This is a genomic window from Streptomyces sp. NPDC041940 (assembly GCF_055589465.1).
In genome coordinates this window covers 180,638-203,484 of sequence record NZ_JBVJBP010000009.1, presented here as the reverse complement: position 1 = coordinate 203,484, position 22,847 = coordinate 180,638, and the positions used below count along the sequence as shown (strand labels likewise).

The following is a 22,847-nucleotide window of genomic DNA, read 5'->3' as shown; positions in this document are numbered from 1 at the left end:
CCTGGTTATCTGGTTTTTGAAGATGCTGCGGATTAGCGGCAGTTGGGGGGCAGCAGGACCGGTTGCCGACAGGGCGGGAGTAGGGGCCCCGCCATGGAGCGATGCCGAGGGGGGCATCATGCAACCGGAAGGTCGCGTTGCCGTGTCTATAAGGTGTGGATGACGTGGTGACAGCGATCCACCACTGGTACGTCTGTGAAGGTCGAGGGGGACCTTCACGGACGGAAAGAAAGCGACGAAACACGCGGAGTCCGCGTGTGGGGGGATGACTCATGACGTCGAGGCCCACGGGTGCCCGGCAGGACCACGACCCGTCCCAGACCACTCAGCTCAGGGTGCCGGCGCATCGGATGAGCACGACGGGGACCTTCCGGCGGATCAAGAAGAATCTGCCGAGATACGACTACGAGCACTACAGCCGGCTCGCGGGTCCCCTCACCCAGCCCGATCCGAACAAACCGTACAAGGTGCAGTACCGCTCGCTCATCTCGCAGGAGCCGCACCGCGTCAGGGTCGCCCTGATGCTGGCCGCGGCCCCGGTGCTGTCCCTGGTCCTGCTGTTCTGGCTGCTCCAGCCCGAGCACTGGACCGAGCGCGACTACCCGGCCTTCGACTGGCTGCCCACGCTCGACATGGTCATGCTCGTCTCGATCGGCCTGATCGAGTTCTTCCGCTGCATGAACGTGCTGTCGAACGCGCACGCCACGCTCGTGGCCCGCGACCCGATCCCGGTGGTGCCCGAGAGCGGCACCCGCGTGGCCTTCCTCACCTCCTTCGTGCCCGGCAAGGAACCGCTGGACATGGTGACGAAGACCCTCGAAGCCGCCGTGAAGATCCGGCACCGGGGCCTGATGCACGTCTGGCTGCTCGACGAGGGCGACGACCCCGATGTGAAGGCCGTCTGCCAGCGCCTCGGTGTGCACCACTTCTCCCGCAAGGGCGTCGCGAAGTGGAACCAGGCCAAGGGCCCGCACCGCGCCAAGACCAAGCACGGAAACTACAACGCCTGGCTCGAGGCGCACGGCGACGACTACGACTTCTTCGCCTCGGTCGACACCGACCACGTGCCGCTGCCCAACTACCTGGAGCGGATGCTCGGCTTCTTCCGCGACCCGGACGTCGGCTTCGTCATCGGCCCGCAGGTCTACGGCAACTACGACAACGCCATCACCAAGGCCGCCGAGTCGCAGCAGTTCCTCTTCCACGCGCTGATCCAGCGCGCGGGCAACCGCTACGGCTCCCCCATGTTCGTCGGCACGTCCAACGCCGTGCGCATCAAGGCGCTCAAGCAGATCGGCGGTCTGTACGACTCGATCACCGAGGACATGGCGACCGGCTTCGAGATGCACCGCCACAAGAACCCGGCGACGGGCCGCAAGTGGCGCTCGGTCTACACCCCGGACGTGCTGGCGGTCGGCGAGGGCCCCAGCGCCTGGACGGACTTCTTCACCCAGCAGATGCGCTGGTCGCGAGGGACGTACGAGACGATCATCGGGCAGTACTGGAAGGGCTGGTACTCGCTTCCGCCGAGCAAGCTCTTCAACTACACGATGATGATCATCTTCTACCCGATGTCGGCCCTGAACTGGATCCTCGCGGCGCTGAGCTGCTGCCTGTTCCTGGGCCTGGGCGCCTCGGGCGTGAACATCGACCCGGCGGTCTGGCTGATGCTCTACGGCAACGCCTCCGCCCTGCAGATCGGCCTGTACGTCTGGAACCGCCGGCACAACGTCTCGCCGCACGAGCCGGAGGGCTCCGGCGGTGTGGCCGGCATGGTGATGTCCGCGCTGTCGGCGCCGCTGTACGCGAAGGCGCTGATCGACTCCATGCTGCGGCGCAAGAGCAAGTTCGTGGTCACGCCCAAGGGCGACTCCGCGAGCCCCGACCGGTGGTTCGGGACGTTCCGCTACCACTGGTACTTCGTCGCCATCTTCGGTGGGTCGATCGCCGCCGGCTTCGTCTTCGGCCACGCCCACCCCGCGATGATCATCTGGGCGACGTTCGCGCTGCTGATCACCGCCTCGCCGGTCTTCGCCTGGCGCTGGCAGCTGAAGCAGGACGCGAAGAAGCCCGCCGAACCCGCCGTGGAGCAGCCGCAGGACTCCGCGGGGCCGCACCGGACGCAGCCGCTGCCGATTCCGCAGCAGCCGACGTCGTCGCACGCCCCGCAGCACAAGCCCAGTTGGGCCGCCGGTCCCGGCGGCGACGGGGAGGTCGGGGGATCCGACCAGACCATGCAGATCGCCCTTGGTGGACTTGGGGGACGTAAGGAATGAACGACCGTGCAGGCCGCCGCCGGGCCCGTCGACTCGCGATCGGCACGGCGGTGGTACTCGCGCTGGCCGGGATGAACGGGCCGTGGCTCTACCGCTTCGGCACCGAGAAATACCACCAGTACACCATCAACAAGCCGGAGTACAAGGCCGCGAACGGCAAGTGGGAGATCGTCGATTTCCCCGAGGAATACCGGCAGAACACCATCCACGCGGCGCTGCTGCGCACCGGCAAGGTGCTGCTCGTCGCGGGGTCGGGAAACAACCAGGACAACTTCGACGCGAAGAAGTTCGACACCCGCATCTGGGATCCGGTCAAGGGCACCATCAAGAAAGTGCCCACACCCGCCGACCTGTTCTGCACCGGCCACACCCAGCTCGCCAACGGCAATCTGCTGATCGCGGGCGGCACGAAGCGGTACGAGAAGCTCCAGGGTGACGTCACCAAGGCCGGCGGCCTGATGATCGTCCACAACGAGAACCCGGACGAGCCGATCACCCTGCCCGCGGGCACCAGGTTCACGGGCAAGGAGAACGGCAAGACCTTCGTCTCGAAGGACCCGGTGCTCGTGCCGCGCGCCAAGAAGGTCTTCGACAAGGCGACCGGCAGGTTCCTGCGCAACGACCCGGGCCTCGGCCGTATCTACGTCGAGGCGCAGAAGCGCGGGAAGAAGTACGAGACGGGCACGCAGGACAACTACAAGGTGCACGGCCTGAGCGGCGCCGACGCCAAGAACACCTACGGCATCGCGCAGAAGCTCGCCCTCGACAAGAAGGACTTCCAGGGCATCCGGGACGCCTTCGAGTTCGATCCCGTGGCCGAGAAGTACATCAAGGTCGACCCGATGAAGGAGGCCCGCTGGTACCCGACGCTCACCACTCTGAGCGACGGGAAGATCCTCAGCGTCTCCGGCCTCGACGACATCGGGCAGCTCGTCCCGGGCAAGAACGAGGTCTTCGACCCGAAGACCAAGAAATGGTCCTACACGGGCAAGGTCCGGCAGTTCCCGACCTACCCGGCGCTGTTCCTCATGCAGAACGGCAAGGTCTTCTACTCGGGTTCGAACGCGGGCTACGGGCCGGACGACGTGGGCCGTGAGCCGGGCGTCTGGGACGTGGAGACCAACAAGTTCAAGAAGATCCCGGGGCTGAGCGACCCCAAGCTCATGGAGACGTCCGGGACCGTGCTGCTGCCGCCCGCGCAGGACGAGAAGTACATGGTGGTCGGCGGCGGTGGCGTCGGGGAGTCCGAGGAGTCCAGCGAGAAGACCCGGATCGTCGACCTGAAGGACGCGGACCCGAGCTTCGAGGACGGCCCGTCCCTGGAGAAGGGCACCCGCTACCCGAACGCCTCGATCCTGCCCGACGACAACGTGCTGATCTCGGGCGGCTCGGAGGACTACCGGGGTCGAGGCGACTCCAACATCTTCCAGGCGCACCTCTACGACACGGAGAAGAACGACCTCAAGCGGGTCGCCGACCCGCTGGTGGGCCGCAACTACCACTCCGGGTCGATCCTGCTGCCCGACGGCCGCCTGATGTTCTTCGGCTCGGACTCGCTGTACGGCGACGCGGCCAACACCAAGCCGGGCGAGTTCGAGCAGCGCATCGAGATCTACACGCCGCCGTACCTCTACGGCGACGGGGAGCGGCCCTCGCTGTCCGGCGGGCCGCAGACCATCGAGCGCGGCGGGACGGGGACGTTCACCTCGTCGAGCGCGTCCAAGGTCAAGAAGGTCCGGCTGATCAGGCCGAGCGCCGCCACCCACGTCACGGACGTCGACCAGCGGTCGATCGCCCTGGACTTCAAGGCGTCCGGCGACAAGCTGAGCGTGACCGTGCCGGAGAACCGGAACCTGGTCCAGGCGGGCTGGTACATGCTGTTCGTGACGGACGACAAGGGGACACCGAGCAAGGCCCAGTGGGTCAAGGTGCCGTAGTTCGTCCCCGCAGAAAGGGGCGCCCTCCTGTGCGGAGGGCGCCCCTTTCGTCTGTCCCGGTGCCTGGTTCCTGTGTCCCGGCTGCTAGGAGCTGGCCTTGGTCAGCTTCAGTGCGTAGTCCGACCACCACTGGCCCGCCTTCGGGCCGCCCTTGCACTCGCCGTCCGACTCGCCGGGGCGCTTGACCCACAGGTAGGCGTCGACCAGCGGGTCGGCCGTCTTGGTCGTGGGCGTCTCGCCCAGCGCGCGGCCCGGCGGGTTGCACCAGCGCTCGTCCGGGTTGCCCTGGGTGTAGGGGCCCTTGCCGTTGCGGCTGGTGTCGATGACGAAGTGCTTGCCCCCGACCTTGGCGGAGAGCTGCTTGCCGTAGGCGATGGACTTGTCGGTGGCGTAGAAGTTGGAGACGTTGACGGAGAAGCCGTCGGCCTGTTCGATGCCGGCCCGGTTCAGGGGCTCGAAGATCTGGTCGGGGTGCCCCCAGCCGGCGTTGCCCGCGTCCAGGTAGACCTTCGTGTTCTTCAGCGACTTCAGCTTGGCGACAGCGCCCTTGAGGAGGTCGTAGCGCTCCTCGTGGAACTGCTCCGGTGTGCAGCCGTCGACGAGGTGCAGCAGGGCGTCCGGTTCCAGGATGACCGTGGCCGACCGGTCTCCGATACCCGCCGCCACGCCGTCGAGCCACTCGCGGTAGGCGTTGCCGTCGGCGGCGCCGCCCTGCGAGTACTGGCCGCAGTCGCGGTGCGGGACGTTGTAGAGCACGAGCAGCGCCGTACGGCCGGCCTTGTCGGCGGCCTCGGTGAAGCCCCGGGTCTGTTCCTCGGGGGTGTCCGGGCCGACCCACTCGGCGACGGGCTGCTCGGCGATCTTGCGGATCTGCTCGGCGTCCTGCTTCTTGCCGGACTTCACCAGGGCGGCGAGCTGCTGTGCCGCGGTGCCGTCCGGGTTGACCCAGAAGGGGGCCTTTTCCTTGGGCTGTTGGGTGATCCCGGCGCCGGCGTCCGCGCCGCCGTCCGATCCGTCTCCTCCGTCGGAGGAGGAGCACCCCGTGATCAGCAGTGCCGCCCCCAGCACCACTGCGGACATCCGCCTCCCGGCGGTCGTCCCGGCCCCCCTGCTGCCGTACATCCAACTCCCCCTTGGGTGCACCGTTCCAAGTCTCAATCCTGACATACGTCCCGCGACACCCACGAGGCCGAACCCCACCTGGGTGGATGACGCAGCGCCACCGTATCGGGACTTGACGTATTCAACCTCTAGGCCCGGGTGGCCCTTTGGTTCTACAGTCTTCTCAGCACGTACCCGGCCTCCGGCCAGAGTTTCACCCACCGTGTCTCCCGTGGCCTCCCGCGCGGTTCGCCGGGTTACTCCCGCAGCCTGTGCGCGCGTGGTCGAGGACCGGCCCGGTCGTCGACTTCAGGGGGAGCGGGTCGCCGGCCGGGTCAGGTGGAGCTTCCCCACTCACAGTCCCGTACCGGTGAGGTACGCCGACACCACCACGTTCGCCGTATAGCTTCCGGTCGTACGGTCGAAGCTGCCGCCGCAGGTGACCAGCCGCAGTTCGGCCCGGCCCGACCGGCGGGGACCGTAGGCCTGATGGGCGTCGAAGCGGTCGCGGGTGAGGACCTGGACGGACTCGACGGTGAACTCGGCGACCTTGGCGTCGGCCCGGATCACCCGGATCGTCTGGCCCGGCCGCAGGGCACTGACCTTGAAGAAGACGGCCGGCCGGGTCTCGCTGTCGACATGACCGACCAGCAGCGCGGTCCCCGGCGCCCCGGGTGCCACCCCGCCCGCGTACCAGCCGACCACGCCCGGCTGGTCGTACGGCGGTGGATCGAGCGCCCCGCGCCGGTCCAGGCCGCGCGCCACCACCGGGGCCTGGACACCGATGCCCGGGATGTCGACGCGCTGCGGCAGCGCGTCGCCCAGCGGGCGGTGCGCGGGGGGCAGTTTCACGTCCGGGGGGCGTCCGGCCGCGGCCATGTCGCCGGTGGTGGGCGCGGAGATGCCGTGCCGTACGTCGGTCACCTCGCGGCCCCAGAGCCACAGTCCGAGGAGCAGCACCACCCAGGCCACGCCGGCCAGCAGTCGGCCGGTGCCCGAGGGGCGGGTGCGCACCCGGTCCAGGTCGAGTTCGGACATGGCCGGTCAGTCCGTTCCGCGCTTCCGGCGGACGCTGCCGAGCGCGACGGCCACGGCGGCCACTCCCGCGAGGACCAGGCCGGTCACTGTCTGCGCGGTGCCGGGCCCGGCACCGCGGTCCTCGGCGGCGACGAGGTGGGCGGCGCCGCCACCGCCCGCTTCGACGGGGGCGATGGGGGAGGCGTGTGCTCTGGGCCGCTCGGAGGGGGACCCCTGGCCTTCATCCACGAGTCGGGGCTTGGGCGAGGGACCACCGCCCTCGGGCAGGGGCTGCCGGCCGCCCGTTCCCGGCGCGGGTGGCTGCCCGGCGGCCCCGGTCGCGCCCCTGGCGGCGGACGGGCCCTCTCTCTCCTTGCTCTGGCGACTCTCGCGGACGGTGAACGTGCTGGTCCGTTCGACGCCCCCGCAGGTGATCTTCACCGTGTACGTCCCCGCCCTGAGCGTGGAGGGGACGCGGCTCTCGCCGATGAGTTCGCCGTCGGTGACGGTGAGCGGGACGTCCGCGACGAACGCCCCCGAGGCGGCGACGGCCGTCCTCGCCGCGCAGCCGGTCACGCGGAGCACGACGTCACCACCGGGTGCGGGGGTCGCCGGGGTCACCGAGAAACCCCCCGCGTCCACCGCGAACGCCGCCGGGGTGAGGGCAGCCGCGACCAGGGCGCTCGTGCAGAGCGTGACTCTCAGGGAACCCATCGTGAACCTCCAGATGCCTGGAGCCTCCCCCGCACGGTGGGTCACCGCATCCTCAGGGACGCGGCGACTGCTCCGAACGGGTGGCGACGGGTTTGGGCGCGGGTGCGCCGCCTCCTCAGACCCGGTCGACGAGGTCCGCGATCGAGTCCAGGACCTGCGAGGGCCGGTACGGGAAGTCCTCGACCTGGTCGGGCCGGGTCAGGCCGGTGAGCACCAGGAACGTCTGCATCCCGGCCTCCATGCCGGCCAGCACGTCGGTGTCCATGCGGTCGCCGATCATCGCGCTGGACTCGGAGTGCGCCCCGATGGCGTTCAGGCCGGTCCGCATCATCAGGGGGTTCGGCTTGCCCGCGAAGTACGGCTTCTTGCCGGTCGCCTGGGTGATCAGCGCCGCCACCGCGCCGGTCGCGGGCAGCGGGCCCTCGGTGGAGGGGCCGGTCTCGTCGGGGTTGGTGCAGATGAAGCGGGCGCCGCCCAGGATGAGCCGCACCGCCTTCGTCATGGCCTCGAAGGAGTACGTGCGGGTCTCGCCGAGGACGACGTAGTCCGGCTCGTGGTCGGTCAGGATGTAGCCGATGTCGTGCAGCGCGGTGGTCAGGCCCGCCTCGCCGATGACGTACGCCGACCCGCCCGGCCGCTGGTCGTCCAGGAACTGGGCGGTGGCCAGGGCCGAGGTCCAGATGCTCTCGATCGGCACGTCCAGGCCCATGCGACGCAGCCGGGCGTGCAGGTCGCGCGGGGTGTACATCGAGTTGTTGGTGAGGACCAGGAAGGGCTTCCCGGACTCACGCAGCTTCTTCAGGAAGGCGTCGGCGCCGGGGATCGGTACGCCCTCGTGGATGAGCACACCGTCCATGTCGGTGAGCCACGACTCGATGGGCTTGCGGTCTGCCATGTGCGGGATCTCCTGCCGTACGCGTCCGGTCCAGCGTGCGCCCTGGGGCTGCCTGGCCCAGCCTAAACAGTGGCCGGATCATGTGGAACGGGCCGGTCACGGCATCCCGACAGGCGGGACGGCTCAGCGGCGGCGGCGCGCCAGGAGCAGTGCCCCGCCCCCGGCCAGCAGCAGCGCCGCGGCGGCCGCGGCGACCCGGACGCCGATGCCGGTGCGGGCGAGTTCCTCGGCGAAGGGGAAGCGGTCCTCGCGGGGCGGGACGGAGGCCGTCGACTCCGGCTCAGGATCAGGATCAGGATCAAGGTCAGGATCCGGCTGGGAGTCGGTGCCGCCGTCGGTCTCCCCGTCACCACCGTCGACCGGGGCGTCGCTGTCGATGCCGAACCGGTAGTCGTTGGACTGCCCGACCCAGTCGCCGTCGTCGTCGTGCCGCTGTACGACGGCGGCGTTGGCGGTGACGTCGTTGGGCACGGCGTCCGAGGTGACCGCGAGCCGCACCTTCACGGTGACGGTCTTCCCCGGCCCGACGGTGAACCCGGCGAACCGGTCCTCGTCATCGGCCAGCGCCCCGACGAGCTCGTCCTCACCGCTCTTCTCGAAGCGCACGGTGTGCGACCGCGTCCCCTCGAAGAACTCCAGCCGGGGCTGGGACGCCTCCAGGGCCCGCCTGTCGTCCACGAGCACGACGACGGGATGGATCCCGGTGCAGGTCCGGTCGGTCGTGTTGGTCAGGTCGAGGTACCAGGTCCCGTACCCACCGCCGGCCGTGTAGGAGTCCGGCCCGCCGTGGACGCGGGTGGTGAGCGGGAAGGTGTGGTCGTCGGGCGCGGCGCAGGCGGGCGCCGGATCGTCCGCGTACGCCGGGTGGGCACCAGGCAGCAGGACGGCGGCGGCTGCCGCCAGGCAGAGGTGAGCGGCCGTACAGAGTCGCATGGAGATGTGACATTGCCGGATGCGGGCGATCGCGAGCGACGCGGCCCGGAAAGGCCCCCGGACGGCGGTGCGAATCCGCCCGGTCGGCGGACACGGTCGCCCTCAGGCCGTCCCGCTCCTCCCTCCGGCACGGAGCATGCGGACGACGGCCGCGTTGCCGGCGCACCGCTGCGCGTGCCGGAGATGCTCGACGACCTTCGGGTCGGGTGGTTTCCGCGCCGGCGGCATCCGCGTTCCCGTTCAGCGGCGCAGGGTCAGCGTGAGCGTGGCGCCCAGGAACCCGTTGCCGGCGGAGCCGGTCCAGCCCTCGTGCCAGGTCCGGCCGGTCTCCTTGCCGTACATCCGGAAGTACCAGAGGGGATCGTTGCGGTCGAGGGTGTTCATGCTGTCGTCGTGCTGTTCGCGCGCGTAGTTCTCCATGGTGATGAAGTCGTTGCCACTCACGGCGACCACACCGCCGTAGTGGTAGTCCATGTGGTTGTCGGTGCCTTCGCGCCGGGCCTCCACACGCGTCTCGTGCTGCTGGGCGTCGGGCCGTGCCATGGTCACCATGCCGTCGCCGACCCTGGGAATGGCGGCGTGCTGGTTGGCCTGCAGGTCCTGCAGCACCCGTTCGGCGTTCTCGGGGGACTCCCGGACCAGCTGCTGGAAGCGGCCGCTCATGCCGAAGGTGATCTGGTCGTATCCGGCCGGGTCGCCGCCGTCGATGGCCTCCTGGAACTTCCCCTGCCAGCCGCCGCCGGGCTCCATGCGCACGAGGAACTGCTCGATCGTCTCCCAGTAGCGGTTGTCGGCCTCGCGGTACATGGACGGCCGCCCGGTCACGAAGCCGATCATCTCGTTGCAGCGCTGCGGGGTGAGGACGTCGAGGCCCTTGGTCTTCTCGCCGCCCTTCTCCTTGCGGTACTTGGGCTCGACCTCGTAGAGGACGACCTTGCGGCCCGATTCCTCGATGGTCAGGGTCCTGCCGGTCTTCGACAGCGAGAGCCCGCGGTTCTGTTTGGCGCCGGGAAGGTTCTTGATGGACGCGCTGAGCTGTTTGTCGCTGGCGAAGAAGTTCTTCGGTTCCTTGCCGTCGCCGGCGTGTTCCACGGCCAGGTCGAACCCGTCCGACACAGCGAGGTCCACCTCGCCCGCGTAGACCAGGTGGGGCTTGGGCGGCGCGTAACGGGAGCGCTCGTCGTACCAGCTGCCCTGGTCGTTGATGTCCTGGCCCACGAAGAAGTCTTCGGAGTCGGGCTGCTTCTTGGGGTACTCCGTGGAGCCGGCCTTGATGACGTGGAGGCGCTGGACCGCCGTACCGTCGCCGCCGCAGCCGTCCCCGCCCGGGCAGCCGGCGGCCGCGGCCTTCTGGGTACTGGCGGTGCGCTGCACGGGCGCCGGCCCGCTCATGACCCGGTCCGCCTTCGTGTCGGCGTGGCGTTCGCCCGCGTCGCCCGGGGTGGACATGCTGACGCCCGCCCCGTTGTCCTTGCCCGGTACGGGTCCCGTCTGCTGGTCCTCGAAGTGGGCCAGTTCGTGCGCCCAGTCCTTCTTGGTCATCGCGCCGCCGTTCACGACATGGCGGCCGCTGGTGAACGCCTTGGCCTCCAGGACCGCCGCCGACTCGCGTGCCGCGGGCCCGTCGTGCACGAGGACGCCGCTGAAGTCCGTCCCGCCGAAGCGCTGCTCCATCTCGGAGCGCAGGCCCGGCTCCATCGGCCTGGCCGGGGAACCGAGGGCCCGGTCGAGGGCGGCCCGCTGCACCTGGGCGTGCTCGGCCTCGGGTGCCGTGTCGTGTGTGTCGTTGCCCGCCGCGGCCACGCGCTGCACATGCCGGATCCAGGCCGCGCTCAGGGGTGACGCGGGTGGCCTGACGGAGGATCCGCCCGCCTCCCGGTCGGCCGCACCGGCACGCCCTTGGTGGAAGTCCCGCATGTCATCTTCCTCTCCCCGGAACCTGACACTCGATCGACCGACCACGTCTATCGAAGCCGCCGCGAGAAGAACATGTCCGTACGCGCACACCTGAGGGCAAGGCCCGGGGCCCGAGAGGGCCGCCGCCCTGGCGAGGCCCCAGGGCCTTCGCGCACGGTGGGCCCAGCCGGTTCTGAGGAACACCGGGGAGTCCGTCCAGCAGCACCACCGGCCGAGCCGCCCCGGCCCACCACCAGTCGAGCCGCTTCGCCCCAGCACCGTCCGAGCCGAGCCGCCCCCGCGCAGGCCTCCCCAACCCCAGCACGCCACCCCGCCCCCGGCCGACACCGCCTCACCCGGACGTCACCGGAGCCGCCCCGCTGCTCCCCGCCCCCCTCACCCACCCCCACGCCCGAACACCGGCCCCAGCACCAGCTGAGCCGCGCCCATCGCCACGACCCGCCCGCCCCCGGCGGCGACCCGCACCGGCACGGTCTCCTGGCCCGTCCGCCGAGCCCGGGCCTCCAGCACCGTCCCGACCCCCCGCACGAAGGCCTCCGGAGCCGCGGCCACCGTGCGGCCGCCCAGCAGGACGACGTCGATGTCGAGCAGGCCCACCAGGTTCGCCGCCCCGGCGCCCAGGACCCGGGCCGCCTCCGCCGTGTCGCCGCGCGCCACCGCACCGAGGCACAGCGCCTCGACGCAGCCGCGGTCGCCGCAGGTGCAGGGCGGGCCGTCCAACTGGATCACCTGGTGGCCGAACTCCCCTGCCCCGGTCCTGGCCCCCCGGTGCAGAGTCCCGCCGATCACCAGACCGGCCCCCAGCCCCGTGCCGAGATGCAGATAGGCGAAGGAGCCGCCCTCGCCCCCGGCGGCCAGGCCCAGCGCCGCCGCGTTGGTGTCCTTGTCCACCACCACCGGCACCCCGAGCCGCTCCGCCAACGCCTCCCGCAGCGGAAAGCCGTCCCACTCGGGGAATCCGGTCACCCGGTGCAACACCCCACGCGCATGGTCGAGCGGCCCGGGCAGCGCGACACCGACCCCCAGCAGCGCTTCGTCGAGGCCGGCCGGCAGCACCCCGGCCACCACGTCCCGCACCGCCTCCGTCACCGCCGCCAGCACGGCCCGCGCCCCGGCCCCGAGGTCCAGCGGGGCCCGTCGCTCCCCCACCACGGTCCCCCGCAGATCCACCAGCACGGCCCGCACCTCGTCCCGGTCCAGATGGACGCCCACCGCGTGCCCGGCCTCGGGCACCAGCCGCAGCACGGTCCGCGGCTTGCCGCCCGTAGAGGCCCGTCGTCCGGCCTCCGCCGCGAGGCCGTCCTCCCGCAGCCGGGCCGTGATCTTGCTGACCGCCTGCGGGGTGAGCCCGGTCCGTTCGGCGAGTTCGAGCCGGCTGATGCCGTCGGCTCCGGCCGTCCGCAGCAGGTCGAGGACCAGCGCCGCGTTGTGGCTGCGCAACGCGAGCAGGTTCACCCCACCGCCGGTGCCTCCGGCGCCTCCGGTGCCCTGCAATCCGCCCACCCCGCCCGTACGGTCGTCCGCCCTGTTCACGCCCCCATTGTCCCCGGCGCTTGCACTTTGGCAACAGCGTTGCGAAAGTGGGGCCATGACTGGCACACCCCTCCGCGTCGGCCTCGTCGGCTACGGCCTCGCCGGCTCCGTCTTCCACGCCCCGCTGATCGCCGCCACCGAGGGCCTCACCCTCGACACGGTGGTCACCTCGAACCCCGACCGGCAGCAGCAGGCCCGTGCCGAGTTCCCGGACGTCCGCCTCGCCGCCACCCCGGACGAGCTGTTCGACCGGGCCGCCGAGCTGGACCTGATCGTCATCGCGTCCCCGAACAAGACGCACGTGCCGCTCGCCGGCACCGCACTCAAGGCCGGCCTGCCGGTCGTGGTTGACAAGCCCGTCGCGGGCACGGCGGCCGAGGCCCGTGAGCTGGCCGCCCTCGCCGAGGAGCGCGGCCTGCTCCTCTCCGTCTTCCAGAACCGCCGCTGGGACAACGACTTCCTCACCCTGCGCAAGCTGATCGGCGAGGGCGAGCTGGGCGAGGTCCGCCGCTTCGAGTCCCGCTTCGAGCGCTGGCGCCCGCAGCTGAAGGGCGGCTGGCGCGAGTCCGGCGACCCCGCAGAGATCGGAGGTCTGCTCTACGACCTCGGCAGCCACGTCGTCGACCAGGCCCTGGCCCTCTTCGGCCCGGCGGCCGCCGTCTACGCGGAGTCGGACATCCGCCGCCCGGGCGCCGAGACGGACGACGACACGTTCATCGCGATCACGCACACGAACGGCGTCCGCTCCCACCTCCACGTCTCCGCGACGACCCCTCAACTCGGCCCCCGCTTCCGCGTCCTGGGCTCCACCGCCGGCTACGTCAAGTACGGCCTCGACCCCCAGGAAGCGGCCCTCCGGGACGGCCTGCGCCCCGGCCCCGGCTGGGGCGTCGAGCCCGAGTCGGAGTGGGGCCGCGTGGGCTCCGGGGAATCCCCGGTGACGGGCGGCGGCCGCCCCGAACCGACCCTCCCCGGCGACTACCCCGCTTACTATGCGGCCGTGGCGAAGGCCCTGCTGGAGGGCGGCCCCAACCCGGTGACCGCCCTGGAGGCGGCCGCCGCCCTGGACGTACTGGAGGCCGCCCGCCGTTCGGCCCTCGAGAAGGTGACGGTGCCCCTGTGACGCACAAGAGCAACCCTTCCCACCACCAGGAACTCGGCCCCAAGTTCCAGCCCGAGCTCACCCCGAGCCTGGAGGAACTGGAGACGCAGGAACGCCGCCTGGTCTTCCGCCAGTTCGGCCACGACGACGCCTGGGCGCTCGGCTCGCTCCTCGTCGAACTCGCCCGGGAGCGGCAGGCCCCGCTCGCCATCGACATCCACCGCGCCGGCCAGCAGCTCTTCCACGCGGCACTGCCCGGCTCCACGCCGGACAACGACGCCTGGATCGCCCGCAAGCGCCGGGTCGTCGAGCGCTACGGCTCCGCCTCCTACCTGGTGGGCGCCCGTTTCCGCGCCAAGGGCACGACATTCGAGGAGTCCTCGCGCCTCGACCCCGACACCTACGCGGCACACGGCGGCTCGTTCCCGATCACCGTCGAGGGCGTGGGCGTGATCGGCGCGGTGACGGTGTCCGGGCTGCCGCAGCTCCAGGACCACCGTTTCGTGGTGGAGGTACTGGAGCAGTTCCTCAACCTCTGACCCCGCCGGAATCATCACCGGCCCCCTCCGGTTGGCACCTGCGTACGCGTGATCGAGCACGGCGCACAACCGGAGGGATCGCAACCGATGACCACTGCCCTGAAGGAGACCGTCGGCCGGTACGGCATCTGGAGCGTGGGCCTGCGCTCGGAGGACCCGGACCGGCGCGGCGAGCTCGCCGAGGCCGCCTCCGAACTGGAGGAACTCGGCTACGGCGCCGTATGGCTGGGGGGCAACTCCTCCGCCGCCAACGCCGCCCCGCTGATCGAGGCGACCTCGAAGCTCACCGTCGGCACCAGCATCCAGAGCATCTGGCAGCACGAGGCGGACGCTGCCGCCGCGGGCTTCGCCGGGCTGGAGGCCGCCCACCCCGGCCGTTTCCTGCTGGGCCTCGGCGTCAGCCACGCCAAGCTGGCTGAGCAGTACCGCCGCCCGTACTCGGCCCTCGTCGCCTACCTGGACGGCCTGGACGCCGCCGGGGTGCCCGCGGACCGCCGGGTCCTGGCCGCCCTCGGCCCGAAGAGCCTGAAGCTGACCCGCGACCGTTCCGCAGGCGCGATCCCCTATCTGGTCACCCCCGAGCACACCGCCCACGCACGCGAACTCCTCGGCGAGGGCCCCCTGCTCGCCCCCGAACTGGGCGTGATCCCGGAGACGGACCCGACCCGCGCCCGCACCCTGGCCCGCGAGTTCATCGGCTTCTACCTCTCGCTGCCGAACTACACCAACAACTTCCTCCGCCACGGCTTCACCGAGGACGACCTGCGCGACGGCGGCAGCGACCGCCTCATCGACGCCCTGTTCGCCTGGGGCGACGAGACGGCGATCCGCGCCAAGATCGACTCATTCTTCGAGGCGGGCGCGGACCACCTCGCCCTCCAACTGATCGACGACTCCCCGAAGGACACCCTCCCGAGGAAGGCGTGGCGCGACTTGGCCTCAGTGCTGAACTGACCCTCTTTTGTCTTGGGGGCGCGGGGAACTGCGCGAACAACCACGATGCGACCGCAGCCGCCGTCGTTCCGCAGCTCCCCACCCCTCAGGCGTCTTTGAACTCCTGCCGCTGCCGCCCAAGCCCCTCGATCTCCAGCTCCACGACATCCCCGGCCCTGAGATACGGCTTCGGCTCAGGCTCCCCCATCGCGACCCCCGCCGGCGTCCCCGTGTTGATCACATCCCCGGGATACAGGGTCATGACCTGACTGAGATACCGCACGACCTCACCCACAGGGAAGATCTGCTCAGCCGTCGTCCCGTCCTGCTTCAACTCCCCGTTGACCCACAGCCGCAACGACAGCCGCTGCGGATCCGGCACCTCGTCCGCCGTCACCAGCCACGGACCCAGCGGGTTGAACGTCTCGCAGTTCTTCCCCTTGTCCCAGGTCCCGCCCCGCTCGATCTGGAACTCCCGCTCGGACACGTCGTGCGCCACCGCGTACCCGGCGACATGCGCGAGCCCTTCCTCCGCGGACCCCAGATAGCGGGCCGTACGCCCGATGACGACGGCCAGCTCGACCTCCCAGTCGGTCTTCACGGACCCGCGCGGTACGAGCACCGTGTCGTGCGGTCCGACGACCGTGTCCGGCGCCTTCATGAAGACGACCGGCTCGGCGGGCGGCTCGGCTCCCGTCTCACGGGCGTGGTCGTGGTAGTTCAGCCCGATGCAGACGATCTTGCCGATCCGGCCCAGCGGCGGTCCGATCCGCAGCCCGGTGGCGTCCAGGGCGGGCAGCTCACCGGCGTCCGCGGCGGCCCGGACCCGGCCGAGCGCGGCCTCGTCGGCGAGCAGCGCGCCGTCGACGTCCGCGACGACGCCCGACAGGTCCCGCAGCGTCCCCTCGGCGTCGAGCAGCGCGGGCCGCTCCGCCCCCGCCGTACCGACTCGCAGCAGCTTCATGATCATGTCTCCCTAGATCGCGGGCGCCCGCCGACGCGCGCGACCCGGATGCGGCGGGGACAGCGATCGGAGGACTGGTCGATCCTCCAAGCTGGAAGTCCACTCCGCAATACCCGGTTCACGTACTGGACCCGGCCCCCCACGGGTCACCGGTACAGCACGGCCCTCTCGACCACACTCCACGTCGTACTGGTCACCACGTACAGCGCGGCGGCCAGCGGCACCACGGCCACGGTGACCAGCGTGAAGAAGGACATGAACGGCATGGCCTTGGTCACCGCCCCCAGCCCCGGCACCGGCGCGCCCTCACCGGTCGGCAGGGCAGGACTCGCGGCCATCATGCGCTTGCTCAGTCGGTAGCTGAACCCGGCGACGCACCCGACGACGACGAACAGCCCGGCGTACACGAGCCCGGCCCCGCTCAGCACACTCCCTGCCCCGAGCGCGTCCGTCCACCGCTCGCCCAGCGGCGCGGCGAGCAGCTCATGGCCGAGCAGTTCATTGGCCCGCCCGCCGATCGTGTCGCTGGAGAACAGGTGGTAGAGCAGGAAGAACGCGGGCACCTGGAGCAGCCCGGGCAGGCAGCCGGCCAGCGGCGACACCTTCTCCTCGGCGTGCAGTTCCAGTACGGCCTTCTGGAGCTTCTCGGGGTTCTTCCCGTGCTTCTTCCGCAGCTCGGCGATCTTCGGCTGGAGCGCGGTCCGGGCCTTCTGACCGCGCGCGGCGGCCCGGGACAGGGGGTGGACGAGGAGTCGTACGAGCGCGGTGAACAGGACGATCGCGGCGGCGGCCGCGGAGGCGCCGAACAACGGCTGGAGCAGGTCGGCGAGGTGCTCGACCAGGTTGGCGAAGACGGACATGCGTGAGCCCTCCGGGGGTCTCGTCGTGCCGGGAGTTGCCGGAAGTTGCCGGAAACCGGATATGGCGGCAGGACGACCCACGCGGGGTCAGGGAGGTGATGTGCCCCTACGCGAAGGTCGCCCGGAGGGCGTGTCCGGGTGCCCGGGGCCGGGGGCGCCCCTTGGCGTCCGGGTCGCGTTGCGACAGGAAGGCCGTACGGAGGTCACGGTCGCGGATGGCCGTACGCACACGGGTGCGGGGCACGGCGGGTGCGCAGCGCGCGGCGATGACGGCGCAGACCACGAGCGCGGCCGAGGCCGCGGCGGTCGCCGCGATCGCGACGGTGGCGGTGAGGCTGCCGGTGTCCAGCAGCGCCACGCCCAGGACCAGGCAGAGCAGCACGAGAGCGGGACGCGAATTGGCCCGACCGCGGATCATCGGCGGCCCCTCCTCCCGTACGCGCGTGCGCTCGACTACCCGTTCACTGCACTCCGTTCGTTATACACGATCATTCCCACCGACCGCGTCCGAGACTTCGTACACGGGTTTGAGAAAGGTTCGTCGTAACTCTCGACAACCCACCCGCCACACCCGATGCTTCTCGATGCCCTCGACTCGACACCGTCGAGGGCCACCCCGCGACGCCGGGCCGGGGGGACCGGCGCCTGCCCCCAATTCCCCTGAACTCCCCTGAACTCCCCTACGGAGGAGCCGTGATACGACGCAGAACCCTGCTGTCCGCAGCAGGCGGTACGTTCCTCGGCAGCGCCCTGGCGACCGGCACCGCGCACGCGGACGCCACCATCGCCGTCACCCCCTCGACCACCTACGGCACCTGGGAGGGCTGGGGCACCTCCCTCGCCTGGTGGGCCAACGTCTTCGGCGCCCGGGACGACTTCGCGGACCTCTTCTTCACCACCAAGTCGGTGACGTACAACGGCCGCTCCCTCCCCGGCCTGGGCCTCAACATCGCCCGCTACAACCTGGGCGCGTGCAGCTCCAACAGCGTCGGCGGCGAGACGATGGTGAAGTCGCCCAACATCCCCGCCTTCAAGCAGATCGAGGGCTTCTGGCAGGACTGGAACAACGAGGACCCCACCTCCTCGGCCTGGAAGTGGTCGGCGGACGCCAACCAGCGCGCGATGCTGGTGAAGGCGACGCAGCGAGGCGCGATCACGGAACTCTTCGCCAACTCCCCGATGTGGTGGATGTGCGCCAACCACAACCCCTCGGGTGCGGCCGGCGGCGGCAACAACCTCCAGACCTGGAACTACCGTCAGCACGCGAGCCACTTGGCGGCGACGGCCCGGTACGCGCGCGACAACTGGGGCGTGAACTTCGCGACGGTCGACCCCTTCAACGAACCGGCCTCCACCTGGTGGACCGCGACCGGCACCCAGGAGGGCTGCCACATGGACCCGGCGGTCCAGGCGGCCGTACTCCCGTACATGCGCAGCGAGTTGGACAAGCGAGGACTCGGCGGCATCCGCATCGCGGCCTCGGACGAAACGAACATCGACACGGCCCGCTCGACCTGGTCCTCCTTCAACTCCGCCACCAAGGCCCTGGTCTCCCAGGTCAACGTGCACGGCTACCAGGGCTCGGGCGGCCGCCGCGACCTCCTCTACACGGACGTGGTGACGACGTCCCGCAAGAAGCTGTGGAACTCCGAGACGGGCGACAGCGACGGCACGGGCCTGACCCTCGCCTCGAACCTCTGCTACGACTTCCGCTGGCTGCACCCCACGGCGTGGTGCTACTGGCAGGTCATGGACCCGTCGACGGGCTGGGCGATGATCGCCTACGACGCGAACACACTCCAGCCGACCACCGTCCAGACCAAGCACTACGTACTGGCCCAGTTCAGCCGCCACATCCGCCCAGGCATGACGATCCTGGACACGGGCGTCAGCTACGCGGTGGCGGCGTACGAGCCCTCGACTCGCCGCCTGGTGATCGTCGCGGTGAACACGGCCACCTCCGCCCAGACCCTCACCTTCGACCTCTCCCGCTTCACGACGGTGACGGGCGGCTCAGGCGGGCTGGTCCCCCGCTGGAACACGGTGACGACGGGCGGCGGCGACCTCTACACCCCCCGCTCGGACATCCGCTTGACCGGCAAATCCGTAAGCGTCCCCTTCGCAGCCAAATCAGTCCAAACACTCCAAGTGGACGGCGTCACGCTGTAGGTCGGCGGCGGACGGCACGGCGGCGGTTCGGGGCGATCCGTAAAGCCCGGGTGGCGAACGCGGGGAAATCCGCGGGTACAGGTGTCTGGCCTGCACATCTCTCACGCTCGTCACCTCCCGGCAGTACGGTGTCCCCCATGCGCCCCGACACGCCTGCCGAAAACGTCGACCACACCGCCGAAGCGGCACGCCTGGAGCGGACCGCCGGCCTGTATCCCGAGGACGCCGAGGCCCTGCTCCTACGGGCTGCGGCCCACCTGGAACTCTCCGGCGACCGCCCCACCGCGTCCACGCTCTACGACCGTCTGCTGTCCTCCGCGGCCGACCTGGACAACCCCCATCTGGTGCGGGCGCTCAAGGCCTCGAACCTCTGGGAGTACGGCCACGAGGCCGAGGCCAGGGCGATCATCGAGGGCGTCCGGGCAGCCTCCCCCCAGGACCCGGCCCCCTGGGTCATCGTCGCGGAGTCCCTGGAATCCCACGACGAACTGGAAGCGGCCCACGAGACGTTCACGGAGGCCGTGCACCGCCTCCTGACGGACGTGTCGCAGCCCCCGCAGCCGACCCACCCCCTCCTCTTCGGCCGCCACCGCGTACGGCGCATGCTGGGCCGGCCCCACGACGAATGGGACGCCCTGGCGGACACGGTCCACTCCCTCCCGATCACCCTGGACGAACTCCACGACCCCAAGCGCGTCTGGTCCCTGGGCTCGGAAAACCCCGCGGAACTGGAAGCGGAGATCCTCCGCCTCCGAGCAGAACTCGGCGCCTACCGCGAAGCCCTCTCCCGCCCCTTCCCGGTGGCGATCCTCCACTGGCCGGCGACAGAACTCACGGAACTCCTGGAGGCGTACCCGACGCTGGAGACGGAGTACCCGACCCACGAATCCCACCTCGCGACCATAGAGTCCGCCCTCCGAGAACTGGCCTCCTCCGGCACCCCCAACCTCGGAATCGTCACCGGCACGGTCCCCTCCTACGAGGCCTTCGCAGCCTCGGAACTCTCGTCCCCGGACGACGCGACCCTGCTCCCCCAGTACGCCACGACACTGGCGGCGCGGGGGCGGGCGGTGGCTTGGCCTCCGCAGCAGGGGGCGGGTTGCTGGTGCGGCTCCGGCCGCTCGTACGGAGAGTGCCACGGCACCACGCCCGCCTGAAGTCCCGGCAGGCCCTCACCACCCGAGCTGTGAGTCGCCCAGGACCTCGCTGCCGATGTGCGCGGCGAGCTTCTGGGCCCGGGCCAGGTCACCGAACTTGGTCACGTGCACGAAGACGGTGTGATGCTCGGCCCACGGCCCCCACTGGGCGCGCTCGCCGTGGAACACGACCTGAACCCCGTCGTACGCCACCGACCCGTAGTGCCCCGCCTCCGGCTCATCCGGCCAAACGCCCTGCCAGTCGATACGGGCCACGCCCTGGCCAAGAGCCGCCACGAAGCGTTCCTCCACACTCCCCCCGGGGGCTTCCACCATCACGTCCAGCGGCAGGTGCGGCTCCAGCGCGGCGTCGTCCACCGCCGCGACATCGAGGTCGAACCGGAGGTCCTCACCCGCCGGACCGACCCGCGCCTCCGCGTACTCGAACTTCGCCTCAGGCAGGACCGCGGCCATCCGCCGCACATCCGCGACCGTCCGCAGCTGGGCAAAGAAGTCGACCTCGTCATCGCACTTCGCCAACAGCCCGCACAGCCGCTTGGCCTGCGCATACGCCAGGGCCGCGTCGGTGGTCCGCAGAACGGGATAGGCCTTGGAATTCCCCATGCCCGAACGCTCACACGCCCTGGCAGGCACCCGCCACCACATTTCACGCGTCCGCTGCGGCAGTCCCCGACCAGACCTCTCCTGCCCCACCGCCCTGCATCGCCCTCGTCCCCACACCACCGCCGACCGGCGTGACGTACTCCGAGATACTGACGCACGCCCGTCCCCGCGGAGCACCTGAACAGCCAACCCATGCCGCGACCGCCCCGTGGCCCCCGCCCTTCCCAGGCCGCCCGCTCGCTTCTCTCCCGTGCTGGAGCGGCCCGGGTCAAGGGTGGCCCGCAGGGCCATCGGCGCAGCCGACGCGGAACGCAGCGCAGCGGAGAGGAGCGCCCTTGATGCGGGGCGCGGAGGCACGACACTGGCCAGGAAGCGGGCGGCCCGACCCGCACCTGGATCCGACGCTACCGCCAACGTCCCGCAACCAGCTCGGAGTCAGTTCGCCCCAGGTTGCAAATACCTATAAAGCTGGGCATCTAAGGAATATCCGTGGCCAAAGCTCCTGAAAAATAAGGGACTTATCGCCCCTGTTCCGCTCCCACCTCCCCCTATGTCCAACCTTTGCAGTACCGTCACACTCTCCGTTGTGTGTAAGGGGCTGCTACTTCGCGAGCAGGTCCTGACCTGTGCATTTGAGGAAGCATGCCCTACCAACCCGGTACCGAATGGCAGTACGACGTCCCCACGACCGGCAGCGCGCACTTGCCGCCCGACGCGGGGTACGGCAAGGCCCTGACCAACCAGGGCTACGGTTTCGAGGTCGCCGTCGCTGACCTCATCGACAACTCCATCGACGCCGGTGCCGACCAGATCGTCGTGCACTTTCTGCGTGATGCCGACCGGATCCTCACGCTGTTGATCATCGACAACGGCGCCGGCATGGACGATGAGGGACTGAATGCCGCGATGACGGTGGGACGCCGCCGTGACTACGGCGAGGATGCCCTCGGCATGTACGGCACAGGCCTCAAGGCCGCTTCCCTCTCCCATGCCTCATCACTCACTGTGGTCAGCCGCACTAGGCGCAGCCGAGCTGCAGGGCGGCGTCTTACCGCAGCTGGCATCGAGGACAGCTTCCGCTGCGACACCGTCGACCCGCTATACGCGCAGAATCTCGTAGACCGCTACGACGGCGTAATCGAGTGGCAGGGAACCATCGTGCGCTGGGATGGCGTGCGGGCCTTTGAGACAGTCGCACGCGGCCAGAGCGACCAATTCCTATCCAAGGCCATCTCCCGCCTTGAGACCCACCTTGGCCTTTACCTACACCGGTACCTACAGCGAGGTCTGAAACTCGACATAGCAGTGTGGGACGTGAGCAGCGGGGAGCCCGGCCTCGGCGAGGAAGTGGATCACATCGCCGTAGAAGCCCTGGATCCGTTCGGCTACAAGGTGCCGGGCAAGTCCGGATATCCCCGGGAATTCGTTGCCCCGGTGGAAAGTCTGGGAGACCTACGCCTCACCGCCCACATCTGGCCTGCCAAGTCCAAACAAGCGGGGTTTCGCCAGATCGGTTCCCTCATGGATAGGCAAGGCTTCTACTTCTACAGGAACGACCGCCTCGTGCAGGCAGGAGGATGGAACGGGTGGCGGAGCCCTGAGGGGCACCATGTTCTCGCCCGGATCGCTATCGACCTTCCGTCCCACGAGAACAACGTCCTAAGCCTTGATGTGAAGAAGGAGAGCATCACCGTCACCTCAGCCTTCACGGACGGCCTCGACAAGGCCGCGGACTCCAAGGGGCATCTATTCCAGAGTTACCCGCTGGACGCCGAAACTGCCTACCGGGACGGTTCGAGGCGTAATGAGATCGTCCGCAAGCCTGTAACTCCCCCGGGCAAGGGACTGGATCCCAAAGTCAAGCGAGTCATCAAGGAAGAACTTCCTGAGAAACCGGACGAGGAACCGATCGCCTTCACCTGGGGCACGCTTCCCCCCAACCAGTTCTTCGACCTTGACCGTGAACATAATTCTGTCATCCTCAACAAGGCCTACCGGGAGGACTTCAACGACGGAAGGCGCGGCGGCGCGAACGACGCCCCAGTCACGAAGACCTTGCTATATCTGCTTCTTGAGGACTGTTTCGGCCTCGGGCGCTGGGAACGTAGTCGCCAAGACCGTCTGGACTACTGGAACACCATTCTCCTGGCTTCCGTGGATGCCCAGCGCACTCGGCGTTTGCAACAACTCTCCTGAC

At 69.9% G+C, this 22,847-nt stretch carries 19 protein-coding genes; 8 read left to right on the top strand and 11 right to left on the bottom strand.

What is annotated here, in order from left to right; genetic code table 11:
• Positions 1-272: 272 nt before the first annotated feature.
• Together ACZ6I3_RS18030 and glxA are read left to right on the top strand one after the other, a co-directional pair.
• Positions 273-2,276, top strand: a complete 2,004-nt coding sequence (locus ACZ6I3_RS18030; RefSeq protein ID WP_469415612.1) for a glycosyltransferase family 2 protein — start codon at positions 273-275, stop codon at positions 2,274-2,276.
• Complete coding sequence (gene glxA / locus ACZ6I3_RS18025) at positions 2,273-4,213, top strand: radical copper oxidase GlxA (protein ID WP_469415611.1); 1,941 nt, start codon at positions 2,273-2,275, stop codon at positions 4,211-4,213. Before ACZ6I3_RS18030 ends, glxA begins: the two co-directional genes overlap by 4 nt.
• A gap of 84 nt (positions 4,214-4,297) precedes the next feature.
• Here glxA and ACZ6I3_RS18020 read toward each other — a convergent pair whose 3' ends face one another.
• The 7 genes from ACZ6I3_RS18020 to ACZ6I3_RS17990 all read right to left on the bottom strand — a co-directional run bounded on the left by ACZ6I3_RS18020 (position 4,298) and on the right by ACZ6I3_RS17990 (position 12,380).
• Complete coding sequence (locus ACZ6I3_RS18020) at positions 4,298-5,335, bottom strand: glycoside hydrolase family 6 protein (protein WP_469415610.1); 1,038 nt, start codon at positions 5,333-5,335, stop codon at positions 4,298-4,300.
• A gap of 333 nt (positions 5,336-5,668) precedes the next feature.
• Positions 5,669-6,352 carry a class F sortase gene (locus ACZ6I3_RS18015; RefSeq protein WP_469415608.1) on the bottom strand — a complete coding sequence of 228 codons (684 nt, stop codon included), beginning with the start codon at positions 6,350-6,352 and terminating at the stop codon, positions 5,669-5,671.
• Positions 6,353-6,358: 6 nt separating this feature from the next.
• On the bottom strand, positions 6,359-7,045 hold the full coding sequence (locus tag ACZ6I3_RS18010) for a hypothetical protein (RefSeq protein ID WP_469415606.1): 687 nt from the start codon (positions 7,043-7,045) through the stop codon (positions 6,359-6,361).
• Between the two features lie 115 nt (positions 7,046-7,160).
• The gene (locus ACZ6I3_RS18005; RefSeq protein WP_193478283.1) at positions 7,161-7,940 is read right to left on the bottom strand and encodes an HAD-IIA family hydrolase; all 780 of its coding nucleotides are present in this window, start codon (positions 7,938-7,940) and stop codon (positions 7,161-7,163) included.
• Positions 7,941-8,063: 123 nt separating this feature from the next.
• Positions 8,064-8,873, bottom strand: coding sequence for a hypothetical protein (locus ACZ6I3_RS18000; protein WP_469415605.1), 810 nt, complete (start codon positions 8,871-8,873; stop codon positions 8,064-8,066).
• A gap of 240 nt (positions 8,874-9,113) precedes the next feature.
• A complete protein-coding gene (locus ACZ6I3_RS17995; RefSeq protein WP_469415604.1) occupies positions 9,114-10,790 on the bottom strand; it encodes an eCIS core domain-containing protein in 1,677 nt (558 codons plus the stop codon).
• Positions 10,791-11,165: 375 nt separating this feature from the next.
• Positions 11,166-12,380, bottom strand: coding sequence for an ROK family transcriptional regulator (locus ACZ6I3_RS17990; protein ID WP_469415603.1), 1,215 nt, complete (start codon positions 12,378-12,380; stop codon positions 11,166-11,168).
• On the opposite strand from ACZ6I3_RS17990, the gene ACZ6I3_RS17985 reads away from it, so the two are divergent.
• From ACZ6I3_RS17985 to ACZ6I3_RS17975, 3 genes are all read left to right on the top strand, one after another.
• Positions 12,379-13,446 carry a Gfo/Idh/MocA family protein gene (locus tag ACZ6I3_RS17985; RefSeq protein WP_469415601.1) on the top strand — a complete coding sequence of 356 codons (1,068 nt, stop codon included), beginning with the start codon at positions 12,379-12,381 and terminating at the stop codon, positions 13,444-13,446. The two genes, ACZ6I3_RS17990 and ACZ6I3_RS17985, sit on opposite strands and share 2 nt — an antisense overlap.
• Positions 13,443-13,964: a heme-degrading domain-containing protein gene (locus ACZ6I3_RS17980; protein ID WP_469415600.1), complete on the top strand. Its 522-nt coding sequence runs from the start codon at positions 13,443-13,445 to the stop codon at positions 13,962-13,964. The genes ACZ6I3_RS17985 and ACZ6I3_RS17980 overlap by 4 nt, the downstream gene beginning before the upstream one ends.
• Positions 13,965-14,051: 87 nt before the next feature.
• A complete protein-coding gene (locus ACZ6I3_RS17975) occupies positions 14,052-14,918 on the top strand; it encodes an LLM class F420-dependent oxidoreductase (RefSeq protein ID WP_469415599.1) in 867 nt (288 codons plus the stop codon).
• An 85-nt stretch (positions 14,919-15,003) separates the two neighbouring features.
• Here the strand turns inward: ACZ6I3_RS17975 and ACZ6I3_RS17970 are convergent, their stop codons facing one another.
• The 3 genes from ACZ6I3_RS17970 to ACZ6I3_RS17960 form a co-directional block, all read right to left on the bottom strand.
• Positions 15,004-15,861, bottom strand: coding sequence for a fumarylacetoacetate hydrolase family protein (locus tag ACZ6I3_RS17970; RefSeq protein WP_469415597.1), 858 nt, complete (start codon positions 15,859-15,861; stop codon positions 15,004-15,006).
• 146 nt (positions 15,862-16,007) lie between these two features.
• Positions 16,008-16,721 carry a YidC/Oxa1 family membrane protein insertase gene (locus ACZ6I3_RS17965; RefSeq protein WP_469415595.1) on the bottom strand — a complete coding sequence of 238 codons (714 nt, stop codon included), beginning with the start codon at positions 16,719-16,721 and terminating at the stop codon, positions 16,008-16,010.
• A gap of 106 nt (positions 16,722-16,827) precedes the next feature.
• Complete coding sequence (locus ACZ6I3_RS17960) at positions 16,828-17,139, bottom strand: DUF6412 domain-containing protein (RefSeq protein WP_469415593.1); 312 nt, start codon at positions 17,137-17,139, stop codon at positions 16,828-16,830.
• 275 nt (positions 17,140-17,414) lie between these two features.
• Here ACZ6I3_RS17960 and ACZ6I3_RS17955 point away from each other — a divergent pair, with 275 nt between their 5' ends.
• Both ACZ6I3_RS17955 and ACZ6I3_RS17950 read left to right on the top strand, forming a co-directional pair.
• Positions 17,415-18,890 (top strand): glycoside hydrolase, encoded by a 1,476-nt coding sequence (locus tag ACZ6I3_RS17955; RefSeq protein ID WP_469415592.1) that lies wholly within the window; start codon positions 17,415-17,417, stop codon positions 18,888-18,890.
• 137 nt (positions 18,891-19,027) lie between these two features.
• Entirely contained in the window at positions 19,028-20,047 is a 1,020-nt protein-coding gene (locus ACZ6I3_RS17950; protein WP_469415590.1) for an SEC-C domain-containing protein, read from the top strand.
• Between the two features lie 15 nt (positions 20,048-20,062).
• Here the strand turns inward: ACZ6I3_RS17950 and ACZ6I3_RS17945 are convergent, their stop codons facing one another.
• The gene (locus ACZ6I3_RS17945; RefSeq protein WP_469415589.1) at positions 20,063-20,650 is read right to left on the bottom strand and encodes a hypothetical protein; all 588 of its coding nucleotides are present in this window, start codon (positions 20,648-20,650) and stop codon (positions 20,063-20,065) included.
• A gap of 642 nt (positions 20,651-21,292) precedes the next feature.
• On the opposite strand from ACZ6I3_RS17945, the gene ACZ6I3_RS17940 reads away from it, so the two are divergent.
• Positions 21,293-22,846, top strand: a complete 1,554-nt coding sequence (locus ACZ6I3_RS17940; protein ID WP_469415588.1) for an ATP-binding protein — start codon at positions 21,293-21,295, stop codon at positions 22,844-22,846.
• Position 22,847 lies beyond the last annotated feature (1 nt).